Origin of the sequence: Salmonella sp. A7, from assembly GCF_020181675.1 — a bacterium.
Taxonomy (GTDB): domain Bacteria; phylum Pseudomonadota; class Gammaproteobacteria; order Enterobacterales; family Enterobacteriaceae; genus Salmonella; species Salmonella enterica.
In genome coordinates this window covers 4,340,981-4,354,304 of sequence record NZ_CP084001.1, presented here as the reverse complement: position 1 = coordinate 4,354,304, position 13,324 = coordinate 4,340,981, and the positions used below count along the sequence as shown (strand labels likewise).

Sequence of the window (13,324 nt, the reverse complement as noted above, 5' to 3'; positions counted from 1 at the left end):
CTCAAACAGGTCACTGGTGTCGGGGTAAAACCCGACACCAGATTGTGCTAACTCCGACGGGAGCAAATCCGTGAAAGATTTATTAAAGTTTCTGAAAGCGCAGACTAAAACCGAAGAGTTTGATGCGATCAAAATTGCTCTGGCTTCGCCAGACATGATCCGTTCATGGTCTTTCGGTGAAGTTAAAAAGCCGGAAACCATCAACTACCGTACGTTCAAACCTGAGCGTGACGGCCTTTTCTGCGCCCGTATCTTTGGGCCGGTAAAAGACTACGAGTGCCTGTGCGGTAAGTACAAGCGCCTGAAACACCGTGGTGTTATTTGTGAGAAGTGCGGCGTTGAAGTGACCCAGACCAAAGTACGCCGTGAGCGTATGGGCCACATTGAGCTGGCGTCTCCGACTGCTCACATCTGGTTCCTGAAATCGCTGCCGTCCCGTATCGGTCTGCTGCTCGATATGCCGTTGCGTGATATCGAACGCGTACTGTACTTCGAATCTTATGTGGTTATCGAAGGCGGTATGACCAACCTGGAACGTCAACAGATCCTGACTGAAGAGCAGTATCTGGACGCGCTGGAAGAGTTCGGTGACGAATTCGACGCGAAGATGGGTGCGGAAGCTATCCAGGCCCTGCTGAAGAGCATGGATCTGGAGCAAGAGTGTGAAACTCTGCGCGAAGAGCTGAACGAAACCAACTCCGAAACCAAGCGTAAGAAGCTGACCAAGCGTATCAAACTGCTGGAAGCCTTCGTACAGTCTGGCAACAAGCCAGAGTGGATGATCCTGACCGTTCTGCCGGTTCTGCCGCCAGATCTGCGTCCGCTGGTTCCGCTGGATGGTGGTCGTTTCGCCACGTCAGATCTGAACGATCTGTATCGTCGCGTCATTAACCGTAACAACCGTCTGAAGCGTCTGCTGGATCTGGCTGCGCCGGACATCATCGTACGCAACGAAAAACGTATGCTGCAGGAAGCGGTTGACGCCCTGCTGGATAACGGTCGTCGCGGTCGTGCGATCACCGGTTCTAACAAGCGTCCTCTGAAATCTTTGGCCGACATGATCAAAGGTAAACAGGGTCGTTTCCGTCAGAACCTGCTCGGTAAGCGTGTTGACTACTCCGGTCGTTCTGTAATCACCGTAGGTCCATACCTGCGTCTGCATCAGTGCGGTCTGCCGAAGAAAATGGCGCTGGAGCTGTTCAAACCGTTCATCTACGGCAAGCTGGAACTGCGTGGTCTGGCCACCACCATCAAAGCCGCGAAGAAAATGGTTGAGCGTGAAGAAGCTGTCGTTTGGGATATCCTGGACGAAGTTATCCGCGAACACCCGGTACTGCTGAACCGTGCGCCGACTCTGCACCGTCTGGGTATCCAGGCCTTTGAACCGGTTCTGATCGAAGGTAAAGCTATCCAGCTGCACCCGCTGGTCTGTGCGGCCTATAACGCCGACTTCGATGGTGACCAGATGGCTGTTCACGTACCGCTGACGCTGGAAGCCCAGCTGGAAGCGCGTGCGCTGATGATGTCTACCAACAACATCCTGTCTCCGGCGAACGGCGAACCTATCATCGTTCCGTCTCAGGACGTGGTACTGGGTCTGTACTACATGACCCGTGACTGTGTTAACGCCAAAGGCGAAGGCATGGTGCTGACTGGCCCGAAAGAAGCTGAGCGTATCTATCGCGCAGGTCTGGCCTCTCTGCATGCGCGCGTTAAAGTGCGTATCACTGAATATGAAAAAGATGAAAACGGCGAATTCGTTGCGCACACCAGCCTGAAAGACACGACCGTTGGTCGCGCCATTCTGTGGATGATCGTACCGAAAGGTCTGCCTTTCTCCATCGTCAACCAGGCGCTGGGCAAGAAAGCGATCTCCAAAATGCTGAACACTTGCTACCGTATTCTGGGTCTGAAACCGACCGTTATTTTTGCGGACCAGACGATGTACACCGGCTTTGCTTATGCAGCGCGTTCAGGTGCGTCCGTTGGTATTGATGACATGGTCATCCCGGAGAAAAAACACGAGATCATCTCTGAGGCGGAAGCTGAAGTTGCTGAGATCCAGGAGCAGTTCCAGTCCGGTCTGGTAACCGCTGGCGAACGCTATAACAAAGTTATCGATATCTGGGCTGCGGCGAACGATCGTGTATCCAAAGCGATGATGGATAACCTGCAAACCGAAACTGTGATTAACCGTGACGGCCAGGAAGAGCAGCAGGTTTCCTTCAACAGCATCTACATGATGGCCGACTCTGGTGCGCGTGGTTCTGCGGCACAGATTCGTCAGCTGGCCGGTATGCGTGGTCTGATGGCGAAGCCAGATGGCTCCATCATCGAAACGCCAATCACCGCGAACTTCCGTGAAGGTCTGAACGTACTCCAGTACTTCATCTCCACGCACGGTGCGCGTAAAGGTCTGGCGGATACCGCACTGAAAACAGCGAACTCCGGTTATCTGACCCGTCGTCTGGTTGACGTCGCGCAGGATCTGGTGGTGACCGAAGATGACTGTGGTACGCACGAAGGTATCCTGATGACCCCGGTTATCGAGGGTGGCGACGTGAAAGAGCCGCTGCGTGACCGCGTTCTGGGTCGTGTGACGGCGGAAGATGTGCTGAAACCGGGTACCGCGGACATTCTGGTTCCACGCAACACGTTGCTGCACGAACAGTGGTGTGACCTGCTGGAAGCAAACTCCGTTGACGCCGTTAAAGTGCGTTCCGTTGTATCCTGCGACACCGACTTTGGTGTATGTGCGCACTGCTATGGTCGTGACCTGGCGCGTGGCCACATCATCAACAAAGGTGAAGCTATCGGCGTTATCGCGGCACAGTCCATCGGTGAACCGGGTACACAGCTGACGATGCGTACGTTCCACATCGGTGGTGCGGCATCGCGTGCGGCTGCTGAATCCAGCATTCAGGTGAAAAACAAAGGTAGCATCAAGCTCAGCAACGTGAAGTCGGTTGTGAACTCCAGCGGTAAACTGGTTATCACTTCCCGTAACACCGAACTGAAGCTGATCGACGAATTCGGTCGTACCAAAGAGAGCTATAAAGTGCCTTATGGCGCTGTCATGGCGAAAGGTGATGGCGAGCAGGTTGCCGGCGGCGAAACCGTGGCAAACTGGGACCCGCACACCATGCCGGTTATCACCGAAGTGAGTGGTTTCATCCGCTTCACTGACATGATCGACGGTCAGACCATTACGCGTCAGACCGACGAGCTGACCGGTTTGTCTTCGCTGGTGGTTCTGGATTCGGCTGAACGTACTACTGGTGGTAAGGATCTGCGTCCGGCGCTGAAAATCGTTGATGCTCAGGGTAATGACGTTCTGATCCCGGGTACCGATATGCCTGCGCAGTACTTCCTGCCGGGTAAAGCGATTGTACAGCTGGAAGATGGCGTACAGATCAGTTCTGGTGACACCCTGGCGCGTATTCCGCAGGAATCCGGCGGTACCAAGGATATCACCGGTGGTCTGCCGCGCGTTGCGGATCTGTTCGAAGCGCGTCGTCCGAAAGAGCCGGCAATCCTTGCTGAAATCGCAGGTATCGTTTCCTTCGGTAAAGAAACCAAAGGCAAACGTCGTCTGGTGATTACGCCGGTTGATGGTAGTGACCCGTACGAAGAGATGATTCCGAAATGGCGTCAGCTCAACGTGTTCGAAGGGGAGCGTGTAGAACGTGGTGATGTGATTTCCGATGGTCCGGAAGCGCCGCACGACATTCTGCGTCTGCGTGGTGTTCATGCTGTGACGCGTTACATTGTTAACGAAGTCCAGGATGTATACCGTCTGCAGGGCGTTAAGATTAACGATAAACACATCGAAGTTATCGTTCGTCAGATGCTGCGTAAAGCGACCATCGAAAGCGCCGGTAGTTCCGACTTCCTGGAAGGCGAACAGGTTGAATACTCTCGCGTCAAGATCGCTAATCGCGAGCTGGAAGCGAACGGCAAAGTGGGGGCTACCTTCTCCCGCGATCTGCTGGGTATCACCAAAGCGTCTCTGGCAACCGAATCGTTCATCTCTGCCGCATCGTTCCAGGAGACCACGCGTGTCCTGACCGAAGCAGCCGTTGCGGGCAAACGCGACGAACTGCGCGGCCTGAAAGAGAACGTTATCGTGGGTCGTCTGATTCCGGCCGGTACCGGTTATGCGTACCACCAGGATCGTATGCGCCGTCGCGCCGCAGGCGAGCAGCCAGCAGCACCGCAGGTCACTGCGGAAGATGCATCTGCCAGCCTGGCAGAACTGCTGAACGCAGGTCTGGGCGGTTCTGATAACGAGTAATCGTTAAATGGTGGAGGGGTATTTGTCCCTCCACCAGCATTGTGCTGGGGCTTGTACATCAAGTTGTTACAGGGAAGGGGAAATGCCAGCAATCATTTCATTATTTTATTTAGTGTTTGGTTTTTTTTATTTACAAGAAAAATTAGGATCTCAAAACTTCTCTCTGGGTTTTTATTGTTTTTGTCATTGAATATATTGCAACATAACCCTCTGCTGATATTTATCTATTGTCTTTTTATTATCATTGCCACTATTATTATTGGCAGAATAAATACCAGCAAAGCCAAAAAAGAAGTTTTTTATTTTTCAATGCCATGCTGGCTTTTAATTTTATCTGTAATTATAAATTTAATGAATAAATGAATTATTTTTTCATGACTCTTGCTTCTCGCATTATTTGTGAAAACTCATTGTCACTGGTTATATGAATAAATTGTCCAGTTTTTGCATTATATTTTGCCATCGCACAGGGAAGACTATTACCGCCGTTAGCCATAACAAATTTTGCTTTTGTATTACGATAAAGATTGACGCCAGGAATGGGGTCCTGACCGAATGTATAAGGCGTTGGGACAATTACATTATGTTTGTTTGAGAACCACTTTGCTAAAATCCCGTCAACGCCATCAACTGGCGTAATAAAAGTAGAGAATCCACAATACTCAAAATTGAATTTTTTACCATTGGGTTTGTTTTTTTCTGTAACATTAAATCCAAATGTGACTTTAAATTTATCCCATAAATCTAAGTTATTAAAGTCTATTGGCTCGTCATTATAAAATGCCTGCTGTTCATACATTAAATGATAAACCTGTTTTATTGGTTGTTTACGCGGGAAATTTTAAATCATTAAATGAAGCATTTAATTCCATTAAGGTCTTTGTTTGCCCTTATTACAGGAATTATAAATATGATGCCATTTCTGGAATAAAAATAAAGTTAACAAGTTATTTATTTAACTGCTCACTAGTAGGGTATTTATGTATCCACCGGTTAATGCTTAGTTTAACATCTTTTAGCTGACAGCGATTGCAACGCTAAAAAACATGTGCTAATAATCATCATGTAAAATATGTAATGAAGTAAGCATGGAGCATTTAATTGTTATGATTCCACCATTAAATAGATATGTTCCCGCGCTTTCAAAAAATGAATTGGCTAAAACTGTTACCAACAGGGACATTCAGTTTACAAGTTTTAATGGAAAAGATTATCCCTTGTGCTTTTTAGATGAGAAAACCCCTCTTCTTTTCCAGTGGTTTGAGCGGAATCCTGCTCGCTTTGGGAAAAATGATATACCTATAATTAACACAGAGAAAAACCCCTACCTTAACAATATCATTAAAGCAGCAACAATTGAAAAAGAACGTCTTATAGGTATTTTTGTAGATGGTGATTTTTTTCCGGGACAAAAGGATGCTTTTTCAAAACTTGAGTATGACTATGAAAACATAAAAATCATATATAGAAATGATATTGACTTTAGCATGTACGATAAAAAATTATCAGAAATTTATATGGAAAATATTTCTAAGCAAGAGTCCATGCCAGAAGAAAAAAGGGATTATCATTTACTGCAGCTATTGAAGAAAGAATTGAGTGATATTCAAGAGGGTAATGATTCATTAATTAAATCTTACTTACTGGATAAAGGCCATGGATGGTTTGATTTTTACAGGAATATGGCTATGTTAAAGGCTGGTCAGTTATTTTTGGAGGCGGATAAGGTTGGGCGTTATGATTTATCAACAAATAGTGGGTGTATATATCTCGATGCTGATATGATTATCACGGAAAAACTGGGGGGTATATATATTCCGGATGGAATCGCTGTTCATGTAGAAAGGATAGATGGCCGTGCTTCTATGGAAAACGGGATAATAGCTGTTGATCGCAATAACCACCCGGCTTTACTTGCTGGATTGGAAATAATGCATACTAAATTTGATGCTGATCCCTATTCTGATGGTGTATGTAATGGAATTAGAAAACATTTTAATTATTCTTTAAATGAAAATTATAATTCTTTTTGCGATTTTATTGAGTTTAAGCATGATAACATTATAATGAATACCAGTCAGTTTACGCAAAGTTCATGGGCGAGGCATGTGTCGTAGTGGAAATGGCAATAATCATGCTATTGAATACATAAAATATTGGCATAAACTATCAAGTTTCGGCGAAAAAATATTTGATGCTCAGTTTTCTCTACTACAACGCCACTTTAAAATCGCAGTGCTGTTCAGAACGGAGATAGACGGCATTCCTTGTGAAATATGGGAGTAAGAAGAGCTTAAATAATTTAATTGGTTATTAAATAACAATTTTATTTATACAGATATCTGTCAGATTACATCTGGCTTAAATTTTTCTCAGCCCAGATGCGTTTTCCATCAAGTAACGTTACCATCGGCGTCCGGCCGCAACACATTTTTCCCTGATGGGTTCGCCCCTGATTCCCGTTGTTCTGGGGCATCATTTTATGGACAAAAACGATCAGCAGACACGGTTGGAAGAGGGCCGCCAGAGAAATTACAGTCAGGAACGCTGCCCAAAAACTTCAAGTTCACCGCTATTTCGATAATCCAGTGGCCAGCCCTCGGTCGTCAATTACTGATGAAGGGGAGAAGGCTGGGCAAAAATGAGGAAGGGATACTTTGCCCTGGTCAGCTTCCGTTGCTGACGATGACAAAATAAAAAAACGGGAGGTCGATAACAATCTCCCGTTTTTCACATTACGTACTCGCTTGTGAAATACTAATGCGTTTACATACGGGTTCACCGCATTTGCGAAGCGCGCCCCAGCCAACTGTCCCAGTCTTTCCAGACGGGCTGTAACCCTTGCGCGCTTAACGCGCTTGCTACGGCTTCAGGCCGACGGGCATCGTGGGGAGAAAACTGCTCCAGTTCCGGATGATCGTCAGCGTAGCCACCGGGCTGGGTTTTCGAGAAGGCGCTAACGTTGTTGATCGCCAACGGGATCACGTTATCGCGAAACCACGGCGATTCGCGGGTGGAGAGTGATAATTCAATTTCCGGCGCCAATAACCGGAAAGCGCAAATCGTTTGCACCAGTTGCTTTTCATCCATCACAGATGCGGGTTCCACACCGCCAGTACACGGACGCAGACGCGGGAAGGAAACAGAATAGCGACTCTGCCAGTAGTGTTTCTGCATCCACAACAGATGCTCCGCCACCATATAGCAATCCACCCGCCAGTTGTCCGACAGACCAATTAGCGCGCCAAGACCGATTTTGTCGATACCTGCCCGACCTAACCGATCCGGCGTTTCCAGCCGCCAGAAAAAGTCCTGTTTCTTTCCCTTCAGGTGATGCTGTGCATAGATTGCCTCATGGTAAGTTTCCTGATAAACCATCACGCCATCGATCCCCAGCGTTTTGAGCTCCGCATAGTTTTCTTGCGACAAGGGCTGGACTTCCATCTGTAATGATGAAAATTGGCGGCGAATAGCCGGTAAATGACGACGGAAATAGTCCATGCCCACTTTGCTCTGGTGTTCGCCGGTGACCAACAGCAGATGCTCAAAGCCCAGTTTACGGATAGCATCGCACTCCCTTTGAATATCCACCTCATCCAGCGTTTTACGCTTAATACGGTTGCTCATCGAGAAACCGCAGTAGGTACAGTCGTTGGCGCACAGGTTTGAGAGATAAAGCGGCACGTAGAAACTGACGGTGTTGCCAAAGCGTTGTCGGGTCAGCCTTTGTGCCCGCTGCGCCATCGGTTCCAGATAATCGGCGGCGGCGGGGGAGAGTAATGCCATCAGATCGTCCCGGCTAAGCTGTGGAGTGTTAAGCGCACATTCCACGTCAGTGGCGGTTTTACCGTTGATGCGCAGGCGAATATCGTCCCACTCCAGTTGCCGCCAGCGGTCGGTGAAGGTTTTCATGCCAGGGCCTCCAGAAATCCGGTGAGCGGGCTGGTGGCGCTGGCGTAGGTGCTACGATTACCCGGCACCGCCTGGCGCGCCAGTAATCCGGCTTCCACCGCCAGACGGAAAGCGGTTGCCATCATCACCGGATCGTCCGCCACGGCAATCGCGGTGTTAACCAGCACCGCATCAGCGCCCATTTCCAGCGCTTGAGCGGCATGGCTGGGCACACCGATGCCCGCATCAACCACCACCGGCACGGTGGCCTGCTGGATAATAATCTCCAGCATCGCTTTGGTTTCCAGCCCCTGATTCGAACCGATAGGCGCGCCAAGCGGCATCACCGCCGCGCAGCCGACCTCTTCCAGCCGCTTGCACAACACCGGATCCGCGCCGCAGTAGGGCAGCACCACAAAACCCTGCTTCACCAGCGCCTCGGCGGCTTTTAGCGTTTCAATCGGGTCCGGCAATAGCCAGCGGGCGTCCGGGTGGATTTCTAATTTCAGCCAGTGGGTACCCAGCGCTTCACGCGCCAGTTGGGCGGCGAAGATCGCCTCTTCAGCGGTTTTCGCCCCTGAAGTATTGGGTAACAGCGTGACGCCCGCTTCAATCAGCGGTGCCAGAATAGCGTCGTTGTGCTGGCGCAGGTCCACGCGCTTCATCGCCAGCGTCACCAACTGGCTGCCGGAGGCGCGAATCGCCTCGACCATCAGCTGCGACGAAGCAAATTTTCCGGTGCCGGTGAACAGATGTGAATTAAACGTTTTGTCGGCAATACGTAACATCTCAACCTCCTGCTATAACGTGAAAAAGCAGGATCTGGTCGCCTTCCTGCACGATATGTTGCCGCCATTGCTCGCGTGGCAGGATCTGCTGATTGAGCGCCAGCGCCGCGCCCGGTTTAAGCTGATTAAGCGCAGCAAGCAGCTCATTGACGGTTTGCCCTTCGGCGCACTGCATCGGTTCATCATTGAACTGAATCTGCATGTTGCCCTCCGCAGACCGGACAGCCGCTGGCGCGATGCAGCGCCAGGCTGCGCCACTGGCTGGTTTTACCGTCAAAGAGGCGTAGCTCTCCACTGGGCGTCTCAATACCGCTGAGTAATTTGATTGCCTCCAGCGCCTGCAAAGTGCCCATCACGCCAACAACCGGTCCGACGATACCGGCGGTATGGCAGTTGCGTTCAGGCTCGACATCGTCCGGCCACAGGCAGCGGTAACAGCCTTGTTCCCACGGTGGTGTGAGGACCATTAGCTGGCCGCCAAAGCCGACGGCGCTGGCGGAAATTAACGGAGTGTTGAGCGCCACGCAGGCGGCGTTAATTTCCTGGCGCGTGGTCATGTTGTCGGTACAGTCGAGCACTACGTCGACGCGTGCTACCGCGTTTTTAAGCACATCGCCAGTCAGACGCTGTTGCAATACGATCAGCTTGCTACCGGGGTTGAGCTGCGCCAGCCGTAGCTTTGCCGCCTGCGCCTTCGGGTGGGCGATATCGTCGGTGGTGAACAGAATTTGCCGCTGGAGATTGCTCAGATGAACATCGTCATCATCCGCCAGCGTCAGTTTGCCGATGCCTGCTCCCGCCAGATAGAGCGCGGCAGGCGAACCCAATCCGCCTAAGCCGACAATCAATACATGGCTATTGAGCAACTTTTGCTGGCCTTCAATGGCTATATCGCCGAGCAGGATCTGGCGGCTATAACGCATAAAGTCACGGTCATTCATCGCCAACTCCCGCAATATCCAGTAACTGCGCGGTAGCGGCGCGCCAGTCGGCGGCCTGAGTAATGGCGCTGACCACGGCAATACTGCCGACGCCGGTCGCCAGCACCGACGGGGCGCGTTCCACACTGATGCCGCCAATTGCCACGGTCGGGTAATTTGCCAGACGCTCAATATGCCGCGCCAGCTGCGCCAGCCCCTGCGGGGCGGAAGGCATCTGCTTGGTTTGCGTGGGGAAGACGTGGCCGAGTGCGATATAAGAAGGCTTAGCGGCCAGCGCGACGTCTATCTCCATATCATCGTGGGTCGATACGCCCAGGCGTAAGCCCGCCGCCTGAATCGCTTTCAGGTCGGTGGTTTCAAGGTCTTCCTGGCCCAGATGCACGCCGTAAGCGCGGTGCTTAATTGCCAGACGCCAGTAATCATTGATGAACAGGCGGGCGTCATAACGACGCCCCAGTGCGATGGCGGCGATAACATCCGCTTCCACCTCTTCATCGCGTTTATCTTTGATACGCAACTGGATCGTGCGCACGCCCGCCTCCAGTAGACGCTCAATCCATGCAACGCTGTCCACCACCGGGTAAAGCCCGAGACGGAACGGTACGGTCGGGAAATCAGGCTGATACATCAGGCTTTCTCCCGTTTGAGATAAATTTCGCCGCCTTTGGCGCGGAAGTTTTCCGACATATCCGCCATGCCGACTTCAATGGCTTGTGCGGCTGCGTAATCGCGGACTTCCTGGCTGATTTTCATCGAGCAGAATTTTGGCCCGCACATCGAGCAAAAGTGCGCCACTTTGCCGGACTCTTGCGGCAGGGTTTCATCGTGCCAGGCGCGGGCGGTGAACGGGTCGAGCGCGAGGTTAAACTGGTCTTCCCAGCGGAATTCAAAGCGCGCTTTCGACATCGCGTTATCGCGAATCTGCGCGCCCGGATGCCCTTTGGCTAAGTCAGCGGCGTGGGCGGCGATCTTGTAGGTGATCAGCCCCTGCTTCACATCTTCTTTGTTTGGCAGGCCGAGATGCTCTTTCGGCGTGACGTAACACAGCATCGCACAGCCGAACCAGCCGATCATCGCCGCGCCAATGCCGGAGGTGAAGTGGTCATAGCCCGGCGCGATATCGGTAGTCAGCGGCCCTAAGGTGTAGAACGGCGCTTCATGGCAGTGCTCCAGCTCTTCGGTCATGTTGCGCTGAATCATATGCATCGGCACGTGGCCCGGGCCTTCAATCATCACCTGCACGTCGTATTCCCAGGCGATTTTGGTCAGCTCGCCCAGCGTATGCAGCTCGGAGAACTGCGCTTCGTCGTTGGCGTCCTGAATCGATCCCGGTCGCAGGCCGTCGCCCAGCGACAGGGAAACGTCGTAGGCGGCGCAGATTTCACAAATCTCGCGGAAATGTTCGAACAGGAAGTTCTCTTTGTGATGCGAGAGGCACCACTTCGCCATGATTGAACCGCCGCGCGAGACAATGCCGGTCAGGCGCTTGGCGGTCATCGGCACGTAACGCAGCAGCACGCCCGCGTGAATAGTGAAATAGTCGACGCCCTGTTCGGCCTGCTCCAGCAGCGTGTCGCGGAAGGCTTCCCAGGTAAGATCCTCGGCGATCCCGTTGACCTTTTCCAGCGCCTGGTAGATCGGCACCGTGCCGATTGGTACTGGGCTATTACGCAGGATCCACTCACGGGTTTCGTGAATATAGCGCCCGGTGGAAAGGTCCATTACCGTATCCGCCCCCCAGCGCGTCGCCCACACCAGTTTTTCCACCTCTTCTTCGATAGAGGAGGTCACCGCCGAGTTGCCGATATTGGCGTTGACCTTCACCAGGAAGTTGCGGCCAATAATCATCGGCTCCGATTCCGGGTGGTTGATGTTGGCGGGAATAATCGCGCGGCCCGCGGCGACTTCATCACGCACGAATTCCGGGGTGATGTTCTCCGGCAGGCGCGCGCCGAAGCTTTCTCCGGGATGCTGGTGGCGCAGTACTTCACTGCGAATGCGCTCGCGGCCCATGTTTTCACGGATGGCGATGAATTCCATTTCGGGAGTGATGATCCCCTGGCGGGCATAATGAAGTTGCGTCACGCAGTGTCCGGCTTTGGCGCGTTTTGGCGTTAACAGACCGGTAAAGCGTAATGCGTCAAGTCCTTCATCTGTCAGGCGTTCGCGGGTATAGGCAGAACTGCGGTCAGAAAGCGTTTCTACATCAGCCCGTGCTTCAATCCACGGCTGGCGTAGTTTCGCCAGCCCCTGCTGGACGTTAATCGCCACATCAGGATCACCGTATGGGCCGGAGGTGTCATATACCGGAATCGCTTCATTTTCTTCATACTGCGGATGGTCTTTCGTTCCGCTGATCAATGTCGGGCTAAGTTGAATTTCGCGCATCGGTACGCGAATATTATGCTGCGAACCGGTCACGTAGATGCGTTTCGAGTTGGGAAAGGCAGTCCCTTCCAGCGTATCGATAAAATGCTGGGCTTTAGCGCGCTGCTCGCGGCGGGTTAACGTTGTTGTAGACATAGCTCATTCCAAAAAATTAAGGACGTGGCTTGTCAGACGACGGATGGAGTAATGGATGTGCGCCGCCCGTAAAGGCAGCAGCATAAAGCAGAATTACTCTTGTTCCCTTCGCAGGTATTAACCTGATCAGGTTCCGCGGATCCCGAATTAACGGTCTCAGCCTTTTCCACTTCATCCTTCGCGCTGCCTCTTCGTTGGCTTCGTCCGCTCACTCCAGTCACTTACTTATGTAAGCTCCTGGAGATTCACCGACTTGCCGCCTTGACGCATCACGAACGCTTTTGTGGAAAATTAGCACTCCGACAAGATAACCGCCCCTCCGAAGAGGGGGCTGAAGTAAACTACCCGTTACTCGCGCAGAACTCAAGCGGGACGTTTGACTCTGGCGCCGTCGTGCATCGCGTCAAACACCAGCATAATCAGCTTGTCTTCCAGCACAAAGCGGGCTTCCAGCGCTTCGCCGATATCTGACAGAGCTTGTTGAAATTCGAGACAATTATCGTGATCGATGGCAGTTTCCAGGCTGGTGTCGTAATAATCCATAATGCGCTGCGTATTATCTTCCAGCAGCGGCCAGATTTTTGCCGCATGTAAAAGCTGACCGTTTCCTTCCAATTTATGGAGAATACGTTCATAAATACTGAAGTGCCCGGCGGAAAGGTAATCGACCAGGCTCTGACAAAAATCATCCAGCGCTTTTTCATTCAGCCGCATGTACGATTCTTTGCCAGGCTTAATGCCAACCAGATTGTAGTAAGCCACGAGCAGGTGCTTACGTACATCCAGCCAGCGATCGACCAGTTTGTTGCTTCCGCCAACGCGCTCCGTCAGGTTTTCCAGCTGGTTTAGCATGATTGTCTCCGCAAGTTATATAAAGGCTGCTCGCC

General features: G+C 51.6%; 9 protein-coding genes, 4 pseudogenes and 1 riboswitch. Of the genes and pseudogenes, 4 read left to right on the top strand and 9 right to left on the bottom strand.

The genetic code is table 11. From position 1 onward, the window contains the following. The first annotated feature begins 70 nt into the window (after nucleotides 1-70). Together rpoC and LCS67_RS21085 are read left to right on the top strand one after the other, a co-directional pair. A complete protein-coding gene (gene rpoC / locus LCS67_RS21090; RefSeq protein ID WP_000653963.1) occupies nucleotides 71-4,294 on the top strand; it encodes a DNA-directed RNA polymerase subunit beta' in 4,224 nt (1,407 codons plus the stop codon). 82 nt (nucleotides 4,295-4,376) lie between these two features. Next, nucleotides 4,377-4,657, top strand: a pseudogene (locus LCS67_RS21085) (hypothetical protein). Nucleotide 4,658: 1 nt separating this feature from the next. On the opposite strand, the pseudogene LCS67_RS21080 reads toward LCS67_RS21085, so the two are convergent. Then, nucleotides 4,659-5,002, bottom strand: a pseudogene (locus tag LCS67_RS21080) (cytoplasmic protein). A 380-nt stretch (nucleotides 5,003-5,382) separates the two neighbouring features. On the opposite strand from LCS67_RS21080, the gene LCS67_RS21075 reads away from it, so the two are divergent. After that, nucleotides 5,383-6,411 (top strand): type III secretion system effector arginine glycosyltransferase SseK1, encoded by a 1,029-nt coding sequence (locus LCS67_RS21075; RefSeq protein WP_000400590.1) that lies wholly within the window; start codon nucleotides 5,383-5,385, stop codon nucleotides 6,409-6,411. A gap of 233 nt (nucleotides 6,412-6,644) precedes the next feature. Here LCS67_RS21075 and LCS67_RS22925 read toward each other — a convergent pair. Beyond that, nucleotides 6,645-6,752 (bottom strand): annotated as a pseudogene (locus LCS67_RS22925) (IS481 family transposase); the annotation flags it as partial. On the opposite strand from LCS67_RS22925, the pseudogene LCS67_RS21070 reads away from it, so the two are divergent. Continuing rightward, a pseudogene (locus LCS67_RS21070) lies at nucleotides 6,735-6,919 on the top strand (hypothetical protein); the annotation flags it as partial. The pseudogenes LCS67_RS22925 and LCS67_RS21070 overlap by 18 nt on opposite strands. Nucleotides 6,920-7,072: 153 nt before the next feature. On the opposite strand, the gene thiH reads toward LCS67_RS21070, so the two are convergent. From thiH to rsd, 7 genes are all read right to left on the bottom strand, one after another. Next, entirely contained in the window at nucleotides 7,073-8,206 is a 1,134-nt protein-coding gene (gene thiH, locus LCS67_RS21065; protein WP_000847573.1) for a 2-iminoacetate synthase ThiH, read from the bottom strand. Continuing rightward, on the bottom strand, nucleotides 8,203-8,973 hold the full coding sequence (gene thiG / locus LCS67_RS21060) for a thiazole synthase (RefSeq protein WP_031571598.1): 771 nt from the start codon (nucleotides 8,971-8,973) through the stop codon (nucleotides 8,203-8,205). The genes thiH and thiG overlap by 4 nt, the downstream gene beginning before the upstream one ends. Before the next feature lies 1 nt (nucleotide 8,974). Further along, on the bottom strand, nucleotides 8,975-9,175 hold the full coding sequence (gene thiS / locus LCS67_RS21055) for a sulfur carrier protein ThiS (protein ID WP_001166836.1): 201 nt from the start codon (nucleotides 9,173-9,175) through the stop codon (nucleotides 8,975-8,977). Beyond that, complete coding sequence (locus tag LCS67_RS21050; RefSeq protein ID WP_000999769.1) at nucleotides 9,156-9,914, bottom strand: HesA/MoeB/ThiF family protein; 759 nt, start codon at nucleotides 9,912-9,914, stop codon at nucleotides 9,156-9,158. Before LCS67_RS21050 ends, thiS begins: the two co-directional genes overlap by 20 nt. Continuing rightward, nucleotides 9,907-10,542, bottom strand: coding sequence for a thiamine phosphate synthase (gene thiE / locus LCS67_RS21045; protein WP_000284635.1), 636 nt, complete (start codon nucleotides 10,540-10,542; stop codon nucleotides 9,907-9,909). The genes LCS67_RS21050 and thiE overlap by 8 nt, the downstream gene beginning before the upstream one ends. Continuing rightward, nucleotides 10,542-12,437: a phosphomethylpyrimidine synthase ThiC gene (gene thiC, locus LCS67_RS21040; RefSeq protein WP_031571601.1), complete on the bottom strand. Its 1,896-nt coding sequence runs from the start codon at nucleotides 12,435-12,437 to the stop codon at nucleotides 10,542-10,544. Before thiC ends, thiE begins: the two co-directional genes overlap by 1 nt. 86 nt (nucleotides 12,438-12,523) lie before the next feature. Next, a riboswitch (TPP riboswitch) is annotated at nucleotides 12,524-12,748 on the bottom strand. A 52-nt stretch (nucleotides 12,749-12,800) separates the two neighbouring features. Beyond that, on the bottom strand, nucleotides 12,801-13,289 hold the full coding sequence (gene rsd, locus LCS67_RS21035) for a sigma D regulator (protein ID WP_000934315.1): 489 nt from the start codon (nucleotides 13,287-13,289) through the stop codon (nucleotides 12,801-12,803). Between the last annotated feature and the right edge of the window lie 35 nt (nucleotides 13,290-13,324).

Excerpts from the sequence above, each read along its gene's own strand:
- LCS67_RS21075 (WP_000400590.1), top strand. The coding sequence starts at position 5,383 with ATGGAGCATTTAATTGTTATGATTCCACCATTAAATAGATATGTTCCC.
- thiH (WP_000847573.1), bottom strand. The coding sequence starts at position 8,206 with ATGAAAACCTTCACCGACCGCTGGCGGCAACTGGAGTGGGACGATATT.
- thiG (WP_031571598.1), bottom strand. The coding sequence starts at position 8,973 with ATGTTACGTATTGCCGACAAAACGTTTAATTCACATCTGTTCACCGGC.
- thiS (WP_001166836.1), bottom strand. The coding sequence starts at position 9,175 with ATGCAGATTCAGTTCAATGATGAACCGATGCAGTGCGCCGAAGGGCAA.
- LCS67_RS21050 (WP_000999769.1), bottom strand. The coding sequence starts at position 9,914 with ATGAATGACCGTGACTTTATGCGTTATAGCCGCCAGATCCTGCTCGGC.
- thiE (WP_000284635.1), bottom strand. The coding sequence starts at position 10,542 with ATGTATCAGCCTGATTTCCCGACCGTACCGTTCCGTCTCGGGCTTTAC.
- thiC (WP_031571601.1), bottom strand. The coding sequence starts at position 12,437 with ATGTCTACAACAACGTTAACCCGCCGCGAGCAGCGCGCTAAAGCCCAG.
- rsd (WP_000934315.1), bottom strand. The coding sequence starts at position 13,289 with ATGCTAAACCAGCTGGAAAACCTGACGGAGCGCGTTGGCGGAAGCAAC.